15 protein-coding genes are annotated in these 14,433 nt (G+C 43.0%); 5 read left to right on the top strand and 10 right to left on the bottom strand.

From position 1 onward, the window contains the following. Nucleotides 1-36: 36 nt before the first annotated feature. Both BFP75_RS12630 and BFP75_RS12625 read left to right on the top strand, forming a co-directional pair. A complete protein-coding gene (locus BFP75_RS12630) occupies nucleotides 37-942 on the top strand; it encodes a type IX secretion system membrane protein PorP/SprF (RefSeq protein ID WP_099545743.1) in 906 nt (301 codons plus the stop codon). Between the two features lie 28 nt (nucleotides 943-970). Beyond that, the gene (locus BFP75_RS12625; RefSeq protein ID WP_099545742.1) at nucleotides 971-2,917 is read left to right on the top strand and encodes an OmpA family protein; all 1,947 of its coding nucleotides are present in this window, start codon (nucleotides 971-973) and stop codon (nucleotides 2,915-2,917) included. A gap of 73 nt (nucleotides 2,918-2,990) precedes the next feature. Here BFP75_RS12625 and BFP75_RS12620 read toward each other — a convergent pair whose 3' ends face one another. From BFP75_RS12620 to BFP75_RS12605, 4 genes are all read right to left on the bottom strand, one after another. After that, nucleotides 2,991-3,539 carry a ClpP family protease gene (locus BFP75_RS12620; protein WP_099545741.1) on the bottom strand — a complete coding sequence of 183 codons (549 nt, stop codon included), beginning with the start codon at nucleotides 3,537-3,539 and terminating at the stop codon, nucleotides 2,991-2,993. 84 nt (nucleotides 3,540-3,623) lie between these two features. Beyond that, the gene (locus BFP75_RS12615) at nucleotides 3,624-4,451 is read right to left on the bottom strand and encodes a mechanosensitive ion channel family protein (RefSeq protein ID WP_099545740.1); all 828 of its coding nucleotides are present in this window, start codon (nucleotides 4,449-4,451) and stop codon (nucleotides 3,624-3,626) included. 108 nt (nucleotides 4,452-4,559) lie between these two features. Then, nucleotides 4,560-4,748, bottom strand: a complete 189-nt coding sequence (locus tag BFP75_RS12610) for a hypothetical protein (RefSeq protein WP_099545739.1) — start codon at nucleotides 4,746-4,748, stop codon at nucleotides 4,560-4,562. Continuing rightward, the gene (locus tag BFP75_RS12605) at nucleotides 4,748-5,377 is read right to left on the bottom strand and encodes an RNA polymerase sigma factor (RefSeq protein ID WP_099545830.1); all 630 of its coding nucleotides are present in this window, start codon (nucleotides 5,375-5,377) and stop codon (nucleotides 4,748-4,750) included. The genes BFP75_RS12610 and BFP75_RS12605 overlap by 1 nt, the downstream gene beginning before the upstream one ends. A gap of 79 nt (nucleotides 5,378-5,456) precedes the next feature. On the opposite strand from BFP75_RS12605, the gene BFP75_RS12600 reads away from it, so the two are divergent. Next, entirely contained in the window at nucleotides 5,457-6,131 is a 675-nt protein-coding gene (locus BFP75_RS12600; RefSeq protein ID WP_099545738.1) for a hypothetical protein, read from the top strand. A 32-nt stretch (nucleotides 6,132-6,163) separates the two neighbouring features. Beyond that, nucleotides 6,164-7,330 carry a hypothetical protein gene (locus BFP75_RS12595; RefSeq protein WP_123803445.1) on the top strand — a complete coding sequence of 389 codons (1,167 nt, stop codon included), beginning with the start codon at nucleotides 6,164-6,166 and terminating at the stop codon, nucleotides 7,328-7,330. A gap of 25 nt (nucleotides 7,331-7,355) precedes the next feature. Here BFP75_RS12595 and BFP75_RS12590 read toward each other — a convergent pair whose 3' ends face one another. The 3 genes from BFP75_RS12590 to BFP75_RS12580 form a co-directional block, all read right to left on the bottom strand. Beyond that, nucleotides 7,356-8,504 (bottom strand): MFS transporter, encoded by a 1,149-nt coding sequence (locus tag BFP75_RS12590; RefSeq protein ID WP_099545736.1) that lies wholly within the window; start codon nucleotides 8,502-8,504, stop codon nucleotides 7,356-7,358. A gap of 9 nt (nucleotides 8,505-8,513) precedes the next feature. Next, nucleotides 8,514-9,785, bottom strand: a complete 1,272-nt coding sequence (gene kynU, locus BFP75_RS12585; protein ID WP_099545735.1) for a kynureninase — start codon at nucleotides 9,783-9,785, stop codon at nucleotides 8,514-8,516. Between the two features lie 146 nt (nucleotides 9,786-9,931). Next, the gene (locus BFP75_RS12580; protein ID WP_240531780.1) at nucleotides 9,932-10,423 is read right to left on the bottom strand and encodes a GNAT family N-acetyltransferase; all 492 of its coding nucleotides are present in this window, start codon (nucleotides 10,421-10,423) and stop codon (nucleotides 9,932-9,934) included. A 45-nt stretch (nucleotides 10,424-10,468) separates the two neighbouring features. Here BFP75_RS12580 and BFP75_RS12575 point away from each other — a divergent pair, with 45 nt between their 5' ends. Then, nucleotides 10,469-11,110, top strand: coding sequence for an O-methyltransferase (locus BFP75_RS12575; RefSeq protein ID WP_099545734.1), 642 nt, complete (start codon nucleotides 10,469-10,471; stop codon nucleotides 11,108-11,110). Here BFP75_RS12575 and BFP75_RS12570 read toward each other — a convergent pair. The 3 genes from BFP75_RS12570 to BFP75_RS12560 form a co-directional block, all read right to left on the bottom strand. After that, nucleotides 11,076-11,648: a phosphatase PAP2 family protein gene (locus tag BFP75_RS12570; protein WP_099545733.1), complete on the bottom strand. Its 573-nt coding sequence runs from the start codon at nucleotides 11,646-11,648 to the stop codon at nucleotides 11,076-11,078. The two genes, BFP75_RS12575 and BFP75_RS12570, sit on opposite strands and share 35 nt — an antisense overlap. 8 nt (nucleotides 11,649-11,656) lie before the next feature. Next, the gene (locus BFP75_RS12565) at nucleotides 11,657-11,995 is read right to left on the bottom strand and encodes a twin-arginine translocase TatA/TatE family subunit (protein ID WP_099545732.1); all 339 of its coding nucleotides are present in this window, start codon (nucleotides 11,993-11,995) and stop codon (nucleotides 11,657-11,659) included. Between the two features lie 78 nt (nucleotides 11,996-12,073). Further along, nucleotides 12,074-14,383, bottom strand: a complete 2,310-nt coding sequence (locus BFP75_RS12560; protein WP_099545731.1) for a M1 family metallopeptidase — start codon at nucleotides 14,381-14,383, stop codon at nucleotides 12,074-12,076. Nucleotides 14,384-14,433 lie beyond the last annotated feature (50 nt).

The following is a 14,433-nucleotide window of genomic DNA, read 5'->3' as shown; positions in this document are numbered from 1 at the left end:
ACTTATTGTATAGTTAGAGCGTTTAAACCCCAAACCATGAACGTCTACACGAAATATCTTTCCCTATTGGCATTGCTGCTATGCACTTATCTTGGCGCGCAACAGCTCCCGCAGTTTACCCAGTACATGTACAACACCATTTCGGTGAACCCGGCCTATGCTGGCAGTAGGGAGACCCTGAACGTGACCTTGTTGCACAGGAACCAATGGGCGGGCCTTGAAGGCAACCCAAGGACCAACACCCTATCCGTACATTCACCGCTTAGGAATAATAGAATAGGAGTTGGTGTATCCTATATAAATGACAGATTGGGCGATGAAAGCACAAACTACGTGTATGGGGACTTTTCCTATTCCGTACTATTGAATCCCAAGGTTAAGATGTCCTTTGGGCTCAAAGCTGGGTTTACCAACTATAATCTAAACAATCCAGATCCCAACGACCCCTTTTTTAATGCGAACTTCAATGCTTGGAAACCAAATTTCGGGGCGGGTATCTATGTGGGCTCCAACAGATGGTATCTTGGTATTTCATCGCCCAGGATATCCAATACGGACCTTAACGACGGTGAGTTCGAGGCATTGGAACGAAACAGCTATTACGCCATTGGTGGCGTGGTCGTGGACATTTCTCCTAGCATAAAGTTCAAGCCTACCTCCATTGCCAAGATTACGAACGGTGCACCCGCTACGTATGACTTTACGGCCAACTTGCTTTTCAATGAAAAATTTTGGATCGGGGCATCCTACAGGATCAACGACGCCTCCAATTTTGGGGCCATGATGGACTATCAGGTATCCAGGGATTTCCGTTTGGGATATGCCTACGACCTACCTACGTCAACGGTAAGGCCTTATACGGGGGGTACCCATGAAATTATTCTAATATACGAAGTATTCAAAAGAAAACCGGGAGGCATAAAATCCCCAAGGTATTTCTAATTAAAACACTCGCTTAATCTTATCAAAAATGAAACCTACAAAAGCGTACATCGTCTTGTTTGCACTATTGATTTGTAGCTCCTTGGTGCGTGCCCAATACGGGGCCCAGCAACGTGGGGATTATTACTTCAGTAAGTTTTCCTACGCCAAGGCCATTCCGGAATATGAGCTCATGCTCAATGGAGGTGTTAACACCAGTTATGCCCATCAGCAATTGGCGGAGTGCTATTTGCTTTTGAGGGACTTTAAAAAATCCATTCCCCATTTCGAGGCCATTATCCATAGTGATGCAATTTCCAAAGATCATTACTTCAAATATGCCATGGCCCTATATAGCGATGGCCAATTGGAAGCATCGGAGGAATGGCTCAAGAAATACAAAAAGTACAACAAGAACGATTCCAGGGTCAATAGGTTCCTAAAGGAAGGAAACTTGGCCTCCATCGTTTTCAACAGTCAGGAACGGTACCAATTGGACATCGTGACCTTTAATTCGGAACACAGTGATTTTGGGGCCTATTTGCACCAAGGCAAGCTATATTTTGCCTCAGGTAGGACAAACCATCTGACCAAGGGCAATTATGGTTGGAACAACGAACCGTGGTTGGACATTTTCTGGGTCTATGACGACATCCCGTTTTACGAGCCAGAGCCTTTGGAGGGAAACGTAAATTCCAAGTTCCATGAAAGCTCGCCAGTCTATTCAACGGACTATGCCAAGGATACCATCATCTATTTTACAAGGAACAATTACTTTGACAAAAAAGCGGCCTACGGCGCGGAGAACGAGATAAACCTGAAGATATACAGTGCCAAAAGGAAGGACGGCAAATGGATGGAGGATAGAAGCTTGCCCATCAACAGCGACTACTATTCCACAGGACACCCTACCGTAAACAAAGAACGTACAAAAATTTATTATACTTCCGATATGCCGGGTGGCTATGGTGGTACGGATATTTATTATTCCGAAATACACGAACGTGGGGGCATAGGCAAACCGGTTAACCTGGGACCGGTAATAAATACTGAAGGAAACGAAATGTTCCCGTTCATAAACGAGGAAGGACAATTGTTCTTCAGCTCGGAAGGGCATGTTGGTTTTGGACAGTTGGACGTATTCTCCACCATTACCAATGAGGAAGATGAATTTGTGGATGTCATCAATCTGGGAACGCCAATAAACAGTCCGGCAGACGATTTTGCCTACTACGGTTTCCCCAACGGTATCGATGGCTATGTGAGTTCCAACCGTGAGGGTGGCCAAGGTTCCGATGATATCTATCGGTTCAGGTTCTCCCCTGCCCTGGAGGTGGAAGGCTACGTGACGGACGGTATCAACCTAAAACCTTTGGACAGTGTACAGTTGACCTTGTTCGACCAAAAGACCAATACCATCATTGCCCAAACTTTTTCGGATGAAAAAGGATACTACAAATTTCCCGTGCAACGAAAAACGCCTTACATGATCGAAGCGGTTCGTAGTACGCACCCACACAAGAACGTGTTCTTTGATACATCTAAGGCTTCCTTTAGCCAAAAGACCCTTCGGCAGGACATCGTACTGGATCCCGTTCTGGACTTGAAACTTTTGGCAGGGCTTAAAAAGATATACTTTGATTTTGATATGAGCAATATCCGACGGGATGCTGCAATAGAATTGGACAAGGTAATCCATGTAATGAACGATCTCTATCCGGATATGATCATTGCCCTGGAATCCCATACGGACCCAATGGGAACTCACGAATATAACGACGACCTATCGGAAAGAAGGGCTTATTCCACTTATAAGTACCTCATAGACAACGGTATTGAAAAGAATCGCATCGTATCGTATAAAGGTTTTGGCAAGCGACGACCGGTCAACGATTGTACCAGTTTTGACGATTGTAGCCCAGAGGACTTGGAGCTTAACCGAAGAACGGAATTCCCTATTTTACAGATAAAGAAGGGAAAACAATTGGCTAAATAACCCTTTTATGACATTTAACAAAAAACCCCGCTTATATGCGGGGTTTTTTGCTTTCTTATGATATTTCCCGTACCTACTCGAGGATACCGTCAACAATGCCGTATTCGATGGATTCCTCGGCATTCATCCAATAATCCCTATCAAAGTCCCTTAATACCCTATCAAAGGACTGACCACAATTGTCAGCCAGTATTTTTGCGCTCAATTCCTTGGTCTTGATGATTTCCCTAGCCTGAATTTCAATATTGGACGCCTGCCCCCTTGCACCGCCACTTGGCTGATGTATCATTACCTGGGCATGCGGCTGTATGAACCGTCTTCCTTTTTTTCCCACGGACAGCAAAATAGAGCCCATTGAGGCTGCCAAACCAGTACAAATGGTAGAAACCGGGCTTTTAAGCGATTTTATGGTATCGTACATGGCAAATCCTGATGTTACATATCCACCAGGACTATTGATATACAATTGTATCTCCTTATGGTTTTGCATATCCAAATACAGAAGTCTATCTATCACATGTTTGGCGGAATCATCATCTACCTGTCCCCAAAGAAAGACCTTTCTTTCGGCCAACATTTTCTCATCTATAGCTTCCTGTATTTTTCCTTTTTTAGAACTCATATATATTATTTTTAATCAGTCTCAAAATTAAGGAATAAATTATGAATCCCTCATATTTTGATAGACGCAAAAAATCGTTCAGAATTAGTCGCTCACCTCCACGGTACTCTCCACAATTTTCTTGATGGGTACGACCAACTTGCCCGATTTGGTCTTCACGACCATGGAAATGTTGTCAATGGCTTCTACCCTTCCCTCAATTTTACCAATTTTGACCTGGTCCCCTACCTCGTATATTTTTCTTGAATAGAAAGTGCGTAGAAGATCGCCAACGACCTCTCTGGCACCAAGACCCAAAGCCAGGGCGAACGCCAATAAAAAGGCGCCTAAAACCAAGGTGAAATTACTGGTAATGATCTGGGTCTCAACACCGGCCTGGTTCAAAGCGGTAATAGAGACAAAAAAAGTAATCAAATAAAATAGGGCACCACTGACCACTTTTGATCCGCCCATGCCCATGGATTCGAATAGTTTCAAGGTGGCCTTTTTCACCACGGTAGCCAAATAGAGTCCGCCAACAAGCAATAACAAAGCACTTATAAAGGTAGGCAGATAGCCCAATAGGGAATAGATGCCATCGGATATGGCGTTCAATTTTAATAGCTGGGCCAAAACAACGGTAAACAATAAAATCAAAAGAATTTTTGCGGCGGACAGTATTACCTTGAGCAAATCTATTTTGAGTTGTTTGTCTCCAAACAATTTTGCATCAGCCACACGCTGGGAAAGAACGTCGATCTTAGCCGCCTTCAAGATTCGCTTCAGGATAAAAAGTAAAAATTTAATGATCAACCATGCTAAGATCAATCCAATGATGCCCACAATGATTTGGGGAATCATTTCCGCAGCGGATTTTAATAAACTACCAAAACTATCCGACAAGGTATCTTTGAGTTCATTAAGTGTTTTCATCTGTTACTATTTATTGGTTTTAAAGGTCAAATGCAATTCGCCATCCCGATAGCTATCGGGACATCTTGCTGGGTATGAAGATTTATTATGGCACATTCCATGGTTCCGTTATTTAGTTTTCTTGGTTCTTAAAAGGCCTTCGATAAGATTGCCATAATTTGAAGTGAACAAGGTGGCCATTTCCATAATAAGCTTGGCAAGGGCTACGTCATTCATTACTTTCTGACGCAGCTCGGGCGGGACATCCTTTAGGTCTCCCTGCATTCGCTTAAATGGATTTTGATCTTGCTCAAACATTAGGGTAATGTATTATAAGCCTCTATTACTTTGGCCTTGGCTCTTTTCAATCTCATTTTTATGGCACTGGCACCTAATTCCAGGATAGATTCCAACTCTTTAATGGAAACACCGTCTTGATATTTAAGCATCAAGATGGTCTTATCCTCCCCGGGTATCATTTCCAATGCCTTTTGTAATTTTTCCACCTGCAACTCCAATAAATGCTCGTCCGTTACCTCTTGCGATAATTTGTATTCCTCATCGCCAATATCATTCGATTTATCACTTATTTTTCTTCCCTTGTCCCTATTGACGTAATTAACACAAAAATTATAGGTAAATGAATATAGCCAAGTGGAAAATTTTGATTTACCCTTAAAGGAAGCTAATTTCACGAATACCATTAAAAAGACATCCTGCGTAAGGTCCTCCGCCTCCTTCTGTGATTTGGCAAAACCGAAACACTTATTGTATACCATTTTGGCATAGCGATCATACAGAACCCCAAACAGTAAAGAGTCCCTTTTTGCCACTATCTCATTTACCAGGTCCTCATCGGTGATATCCTTGTAAGGGTCGTTGGCACCCAATTCTGTCTTGAATTGGGTGCCTACGATGATAAGACACAATTTGCGTAAGAAGGTCACCTCCAAAAAGATATTATGAAAAACAAAAATAGGTTAAAGTTTCCGTTATTGTTATCTTGTTGCACAAATGATACCCGCTATGAAAAAAGTCCTTTTTGTACCAATGCTCCTATTGATCTTAATTGGAGGTTGCAAAAGCAATGAGAAAAAAGAGCCAGAAACTACAGAAAAAGAACAGCCAATATTGGAAAAAATAGCCAATGCGAACGGCTATGAAAATTGGAAAAACTTGGAACGGATCAAATTTACGTTCAATGTAGATAGGGATTCGTCCCATTTTGAACGTACATGGCAATGGCACCCTAAAACCAACGAAGTCGTATTTATGACCCATGAGGATACCCTTAGTTACAACCGTAAAGAAATGGACAGCGTTATTGCCAAAACCGATGCAGGCTTTATCAACGACAAGTATTGGCTATTGGCCCCTTACCAATTGGTCTGGGACCAAAACAGTTTTAAATATACGCATACCGATTCCGTACAGGCGCCTATGAGCAAGGATACCATGCAAAAATTGACCATTGTGTATGGAAACGAAGGTGGATACACGCCTGGTGATGCCTATGACTTTTATTTTGGAGACGACCATGTCATCAAAGAATGGGTTTTTAGAAAAGGAAACCAAGAGGAGCCCAATATGATAACCAGTTGGGAAGACTATAAGAAAGTGGATGGGCTTAATATCGCCACCATGCACAAAATGGGCGAAGGCAATTTTCAACTATACTTCACGGGAATCGAGGTAGAGTAATTACAAATGATTTAGATAATTATAATAGGGTTATGAGAAATTACCTGTTACTATTACTTTATCTGTCTTGTACTTTACTACACTCCCAAACGGAATTTGAAGGTATCATCATGGATGCCGATGAAAAAATTCCCCTGGAATTCGTGCATGTATTCAACAGAAAGCATAGTACCATAAGCAATACCGATGGAAGGTTCCTATTGAAAACTTCCTTGGATACGGTGCTATTTTTTAGAAACGGATACGAAAAAAAAGAGCTTTCATTAAAGACTCTTAAGGATACTATTTACCTAGAAAAGAAGGTAGTGGCCTTGGACGAGGTGGTGGTGACCAACGCCAAGACCATTCTTCAGAGGATCAAGGATTCCATCAATTCCAATTATTTATTGACCCCGCATACCGAAACGTTTTTCATCCGCGCGTTGCTCCGTAAAAACGACACCGTGGTTCGGCTACAGGATATGACAGGTACGCTACTGCGTAAAACCTCTATTTACGGCAATGGTCTGGCAATGGAAAGAAAGGATTATCAAGTGCAACTGGCGGAAATGCGGCAATTGGGGATTATTAGAGACGAGCATGGCATATACTTTGAGCTTCCTTCGCTATATAACATCTTTGGCGAATTTATGCGGCTGAACGCCATGGGTCCGGATTTCGAAGTAATTGAAAAGCCTTATGAGAATAGTGAGGAGATACGGGTCGAATTCAATTCGCTTCCTTCCGAAGATGGAATAAATTCCAAAGGCCACTACATTATCAACGGAGCGGACAATGCCATTTTATCCTTTGAAGTAGTTAACCAAGGAGCTATAAATAGTCCTAAACCAGCATTGGATAAATATTCCCATTTTCTTAAAGGAAGTTCATCCATGTATTTTAAGGAAGATGTGGAAAAAGGGCTTTATTATCTGCATAGGGCAAAACGAACCTTTTCCCTGGAGGTGAAAACGGAAAAACATCCTATGCCCGATGTTTACGAGATGGAAATTACCTTATACACCCCGGAAAGTTTTGGCAATGAAAAGATAAAAAGCAACGTCAATGAGCACAAGGATATTTTTATGCTGAAACATCCGTATAATGAAGCCTATTGGCAAGAACAGTCCTGGCTACCCTTAACGGAGGAAATCAAGGAGTTCATACGGACTATAGGAGAGGGAACCTCTGGGCTAAAAACAAAAGGTAATATGAACTGAAGCCAACATAGCTTTTACCCTTCAACTATACACTTCTTTTCTTGAGAATGGCCGTCGCCCCAAGAATAAACAATGCCACTCCCAAAAGCACGATAAAACTTGTTTTGAGGGAATAATTGTCCGCCAAAAAACCCAAAATAGGCGGGGCACAAAGGAAGCCGGAATATCCGGCACCTGCGATAAAGGAAACGCCTTTGGAGGATTCAACACCTTTTACGTTTCCGCCAATTCTAAACAATTCCGGCACCATGGCTGAGAAGCCCAGACCACAAATGGCAAAGCCCGCAATAGCCATGTACGTGGAGGTGGTCAAAACCAGAACATACCCTATAATACTCAACAAGGTACCCAAGGCCACCATTTTTACCGATCCCATACTGGCACTTACCCCATCCCCCAAAAACCGGCCTAAGGTCATCGTCACCTGAAAACCTAAAAATCCTGCGCCCCATAAGGCTTCAGGGGCCAAACTGACTTCTTTTAGGTACAATCCGCTCCAATCCACAATGGCACCTTCGCTCCCCATGGCAATAAAGGAAATGAGACCCAACAATAACAGGGGTTTAAAAAGTTTCAGGCTAAAGGTTTCCTTTTCAATGGTCTCCGCAATTTCGTTCACAAATTTTTTGTGAAATATGAGATTAACAATAAAAACGAGGGTAATGGCCAGGACCATATGCAAAGCAGGATTGCCCAAGGGACCTATCAAAAAACTTCCCAATCCCGCCAAAACGCCCCCCAAACTAAAAAAGCCATGGGATGCCGACATAAATTTGGCGTTGTCCTTTTTCTCCAATTCCGTGACCAAGGTGTTCATGGATATATCCGTAAACCCGTTGGAAGCCCCGAACAAAAACAGACTGCCCATCAACGTATAATAACTAGGGCTCAAAAGCGGTAAAATAGCAGTACAACAACTTATAAGTACACCATACCAAGTGGCCTTTCCTACCCCAATCCTATTAATGATGGACGAAGCGAAGGGAAAAACGACAAAAACCCCCAATGAAAGACAAAAAATGGCGATTCCCAACTGGGATTTGTCAATACCCAAGTTTTCCTTTACGGTAGGGATATAAATGGCCCACGTTCCAAAAAGGATATTGATACTTGCAAAAACCCATGAAGGGGCAAAGTATCGGGCGTTGGAAAAGATCAATCCGAGCGATTTCATACAAGAGCCTTATTTTTTACCCTGAATACCTTCTTTCAATAGCTGCCCAAAACGATACATATCCTCAAATGAGCAATAGAATGGTGCAGGTGCCAAACGTATTACATTAGGCTCGCGCCAATCCACGATTACCCCGTTTTCCATAAGAAAATTGAACAATGCCCTCCCTTGACCGTGCAAAAACACGGAAAGTTGACAGCCCCTCTCCTGCGGAGTAATAATTTCGAAGCTGCTATCCACTTCGGTATCGATTTCCTTAAGAATAAATTCCAAATAGCCGGTAAGGGCTTTTTGCTTTTCGATCAGGGCCTCCATACCCACCTCCTCAAAAAGCTCCAATGACGCTAAGTAAGGCGCCATGGACAATACCGCAGGATTGCTAACCTGCCAGGCATCTGCGTTGGGCATTGGTTCAAAGTGGGGCTTCATTAAAAAACGTTCGGACTTCTTGGTTCCCCACCAACCCTCGAACCTGGGAATATCTTTCTTGTCCAAATATCTTTCATGAATGAATACTCCTGATGCATTCCCGGGCCCACTGTTCATATACTTATAACTGCACCATGCGGCAAAATCGGCATTCCAATCATGTAGTTTTAGCGCCACATTCCCTACTGCATGTGCCAAATCCCAGCCTACCTTGGCCCCCACCTTTTTTCCGGCCTTGGTAATCAATTCCATATCCATTACCTGTCCGTTATAATAGTTCACCCCTCCAATGAGCACCAAGGCCAGCTCGTCCCCTACCTCATCGATCTTGGCCAGAATATCCTCGGTTCGCCAGTAATGCTCACCAGCACGTTTTTTGACCTCAACGATGGCATCCCCAGGGTCGAACCCATGATAACGCACCTGACTGTGAAGCATATATTGATCGCTAGGAAAAGCCTTTTCCTCGCATAGTATTTTGTATCGCTTTGAATTTGGCGTATAAAAAGAGACCATTAAGAAGTGAAGGTTTACGCTCAAGGTGTTCATGACCGTGACCTCTTTAGGCTTTGCACCTACTACTTTGGCCAAAGGAGGAATCAATCGTTCGTGATAGTCCCACCAAGGTTTATCGGCATAAAAATGGCCCTCTACGCCCAAATTCGCCCAGTCCGTCATGATATCATCCACAAAAGTCTTGGCACGTTTTGGCTGAAGCCCCAACGAATTTCCGGTAAAATAAATAACCTCCTTACCGTTCACTTTTGGATAGACAAACTCTTCCCGATACTTGGCCAACGCATCATTTTTATCCATTTCCAGGGAAAACTCCAAGGTGTTTCTAAACTCCATACTTCAATTTTTATAAAAATAAACCCTTGCTAAAATTGGGCGCAATTGGATTCCCAAGAAAAGGTGGAAACCCAGGATTGCAAATCATTTCCATCTTGTAAAAGTAGCTATATACGAACAAAGGAAAAGCATGGGCACAATCAGATTTAGGAGTTGGGATCAGTCGCTAACCTCATTTCAACAATATGTTTTTTGAAACCAACCTTTTCATAGGCACGTAGAGCGGGTTCATTGTCATCATAAACGGTTAATCGTATTTCAGTAAGCCCTATTGACAATACCCAATTTTTGAGTCCCTCGATTATTTTAGCGTTAATTCCCCTGCCCCTATACTCCGGGAGGGTATACATGAACCCCAAATAACCATAAAGGCTGTGATCCAGATAATGACGCGCCTCCTTGATCCTGGCATACCCACTGGCAACCACTTGCAAACCGGAACAAGCAACAAGCACCTGTGCCTCTTTGGAGGTGATCAATTCCCCAAGGTCATAATAATTTACACGGCCCTTTCGAATGGTTGGATCCATAGGACGTTCCGCCAGAATAATTTCCTGTTCAAATTTCAGAAGTGTAGGAAGGTCCTTGATTTCTGCTTCCCGAATAGAAATTCCCTTTTCCATTGTGACGTTTTCCATCGTTTAAAAATAAGGCTTAAAAAGCTATTTTTGTAAAAAGAAATTATGCATTTTCTATCACAGGTACTGGAAGATTATTTGGCCGATAATTCCCAGGACGAGCCAGAGCTTTTAAGGGAACTTACCCGTGAAACCCACCTAAAGGTCGTTCAGCCAAGAATGTTGACAGGCCGATTTCAAGGAAGGGTATTAAGCTTACTTTCAAAACTTGTCAACCCCCGATACATTTTGGAAATAGGTACCTATACTGGATATTCGGCACTTTGTTTGGCCGAAGGGTTACAGCAGGATGGCGCATTGCACACCATTGACATCAACCCGGAACTACATGAAATGCAGCGTACCTATTTTGATAAGAGTGGTTATGGGAAACACATACACCAGCATGTTGGGGATGCCCTGAACATCATTCCCGATCTGGATTTTACCTTCGATCTGGTATTCATCGATGCCGAAAAAAAACAATATGACAACTATTTGGAAGCCGTGCTTCCAAAGACAAAACCGGGGAGCGTAATTCTATCCGATAATGTCCTGTGGTCAGGAAAGGTTGTGGAGCCCTTGGATAAAAAGGACAAAGCCACAAAAGTCTTATTGGATTACAACAAAAAATTGAACAACCACCCTAAACTGGATACCGTATTATTGCCCATTAGGGACGGTTTGACTTTAAGTAGGGTAAAATAAGGTTCAAATATAATACCTGAAATATCCAAGCCGAAAGTAGTCCAAACAAGGCCCCCACGAGGATATCCGAGGGATAGTGTACCCCCAAATAGATACGGCTTGCAACAAAAAGGAGTGGCCATACGTAGCATATCCAAATCCACCGGCAACGTTTTCTCAAAGAAAAATAAAGGAAGGATGTCACCGAAAATGACATAGCGGCATGTCCAGAAAAAAAACTATAGCTCGAAGGGTTTGCCAAAACCCGAATAAGGGATTTGACTGCTTCATCATTATTGGGCCGTAACCGTTCTACAACCAATTTGGTCAGGTTGGAAAAGGTCTCCACGAACAAAACCATGATGCCAAGAACGAATAACAATCCTAGAGCTTCCTTCCAAGGTCTTGACTTGAAAATCAGGAAAAGAAAAAGGATAAAAAGCGGAATCCAAGGTGGATATTTTGTGAGGGTTTGCCAGAAGGTATCGTACGGTTCCGTACCCAGATTATTGAGGAATATCAAAATTTTTTGGTCCCATTCCAAAAGTAGGTCCCACATAGACGCGACTACTTTCTTTTAACGGTTCCGGATATGTCCCCTATTTTTTTGCCAACCTCACCAAACTCCTTTTTAATGTCCTTGGTGATACCGGAATCTATACTACTCTTTACATCATCGATATCCTTTTGGATATCCGTGATGACACTGGTGTCTATTCCCTGCTTATCGGCACTACGCTGTATTTCCCTTTTGATATCATCCGTGGCATCCCTCAATTGTCTCATGCCCTTACCCAATCCCTTGGCGATACCAGGAATTTTATCCGCCCCAAATACCATCACCACTATAAATAGGATGAAGAATATTTCGGCACCACTTATGAATAAAAAATGTATTGAAATCATACTACAAATATAATCAAGTTTAGATGCGCAATAAAAAAGCCCTGTTCTTTAACAGGGCTTTTTCAAAATAAATCTTGATTATTTTCCTTTGATATTTTCCTTGAACTTGTCAAAGTCGTTTTGTTCCTCTTTCTTAGGCCAGGAATTGTTGGTAGTGTCTATATCCGCTGTTTCCATTTTTGGATCTACAACGATACCTGTTAACTCTGTAGAAGAAGAAACTACGATACTCACTTCGGCATCGTTCTTCCTCCAAATTTCAGCGGGATAGGTGATGTTTTGGGTAGTGCCATCGGCATAGGTATACTCCACGATCAAGGGCATAGGGATGCCTCCTGGCTTATCATAGATAATCTCATAAAAATATTTAGGCTCTTTCACGGCCGCCCTTTCTTCGGCGGTCATGTTGTCCATCATAAATTCCTTGAGTGTTTGCGAACTTTCTGATGGGGATTTTCCTTTTAAGTTGGCATCAAAATCCTCGCTATCCTCTTCGGCCAGATATACCAACGGGGGCAAATCTGCCTCCGTGATGTTACGGGCGGCCATATATTCCTGCATTTTCTTGGTGGGTTTGTCCGTCACGTAGTATTTCTTGATACCTTTTACACCGATGTCCACATAATCCGTAGTATAGAACCATCCTCTCCAAAAATAATCCAAGTCCACCGCAGAGGCGTCTTCCATGGTCCTGAAGAAATCCTCAGGGGTTGGGTGTTTGAACATCCAACGTTGTGCATAGGTTTTAAAGGCATGGTCAAATAGCTCCCTGCCCATAACGGTCTCCCTTAAAATATTCAATGCGGTAGCGGGCTTGGCATAGGCATTGGGGCCCAATTGGTAGACATTTTCCGGATTGGACATGATGGGCGAAATGGTACTTTGGTCCCCGCTCATGTACGGAACGATTTTCGCCGGGTCACCTCTTCTGGAAGGGTATTTGTCATTGGGAGCGATAGCTTCAGGAAACGCTTCCCCAAACTCCTGTTCCGCCATGTACTGCATAAAGGTATCCAGACCCTCGTCCATCCAGCCCCACTGACGCTCATCGGAATTCACGATCATGGGGAAGAAGTTATGTCCCACCTCATGGATGATTACGCTCATCATCCCGTATTTTACCCTATCCGAATAGGTGCCGTCCTCATTGGGCCTACCGTAGTTCCAACAAATCATAGGATACTCCATTCCCTGATTCTTAGCGTGTACGGAGATGGCCTTGGGATAGGGATAATCAAAGGTATGTGCGGAATAAGACCTCAATGTATGGGCAACCACCTTCGTGGAATATTCCTCCCATAAGGGGTTTCCTTCCTTTGGATACATGGATACAGCCATCACGTCCCTATTTCCTATTTTGACAGCTTGCATATCCAAAATAAACTTTCGGGAAGTTGCAAAAGCGAAGTCACGAACGTTTTCAGCCTTAAGTTTCCAAGTCTTTGTCTTATTCGAAAAGCCCTTTTCTGCGGCTTCCACCTCTTCTTGGGTGACAATGATAACGGGCTTGTCATAGGATTTTACGGCCTTCTCATAGCGTTGCATCATTTCCTTGGAATACACTTCCTTGCGATTCTGCAGCACGCCTGTACCATCCAAAATATGGTCTGCGGGCACGGTTATGTTTACCTCATAATTTCCAAAAGTAAGTGCGAATTCACCACTGCCCCAGAACTGATGGTTTTGCCATCCCTCCACATCGCTGTAAACGGCCATTCTTGGAAAGAATTGGGCAATGACATAGGCACGGTTACCGTCCTTTGCAAAATATTCATAGCCGGAACGAGCACGGTTTACCGTATGATCGGGAATGTTATAGTTCCATTTTACGGAAAAAGTATATTGCTCCCCACTCTTTAAAGGTGTTGGAATATCCACACGCATCATCGTGAAGTTGACGGTATAAGGCAGTTCCTTTCCAGATGCATCCTTTACATAATCGATATTGAAACCACCGTCAAAAGGTTCTCCCATATGCTTTGAAGCAAAAGAGCTTGGTGGCTCGGCCAATTGAACTCCATCCCCGTTTCTTAAGGGCGCTTTTGAGTCCTTGGCCCGTACGTTCTGATCTAACTGTAACCAAAGATACTCCAGGTCATCTGGGGAATTGTTGGTATAGGTGATGGTCTCCTCACCAAAGATTTTGGCATTTTTATCGTCCAAGGTGATATCCATCTTATAGTCCGCCTGTTGCTGATAATAATCGGGACCCGGGGCACCCGATGCAGAACGATAGGTATTTGGGGTAGCAAATTCCTCATACAACTGCTTGAACTTGCTTTGATTGTAATGGCCTGGCTCCCTTTTCTGTTGCTCTGTCTCCTGTGCAAAGGATACAGCAGCCACCAAAAATAAAAGAGCGGCAAAAATGTACTTAAGTTTTCTCATTTTTATGTTCGTTTTAGTGCGCGGGAAATTAAAGTTTTTTAAAGAATTTC

The organism is Maribacter sp. 4G9 (assembly GCF_002742265.1).
In the GTDB taxonomy this organism is placed as follows: domain Bacteria; phylum Bacteroidota; class Bacteroidia; order Flavobacteriales; family Flavobacteriaceae; genus Maribacter.
Note: the sequence above shows the minus strand (reverse complement) of the source record. Positions and strands in the feature narration are given on the sequence as shown.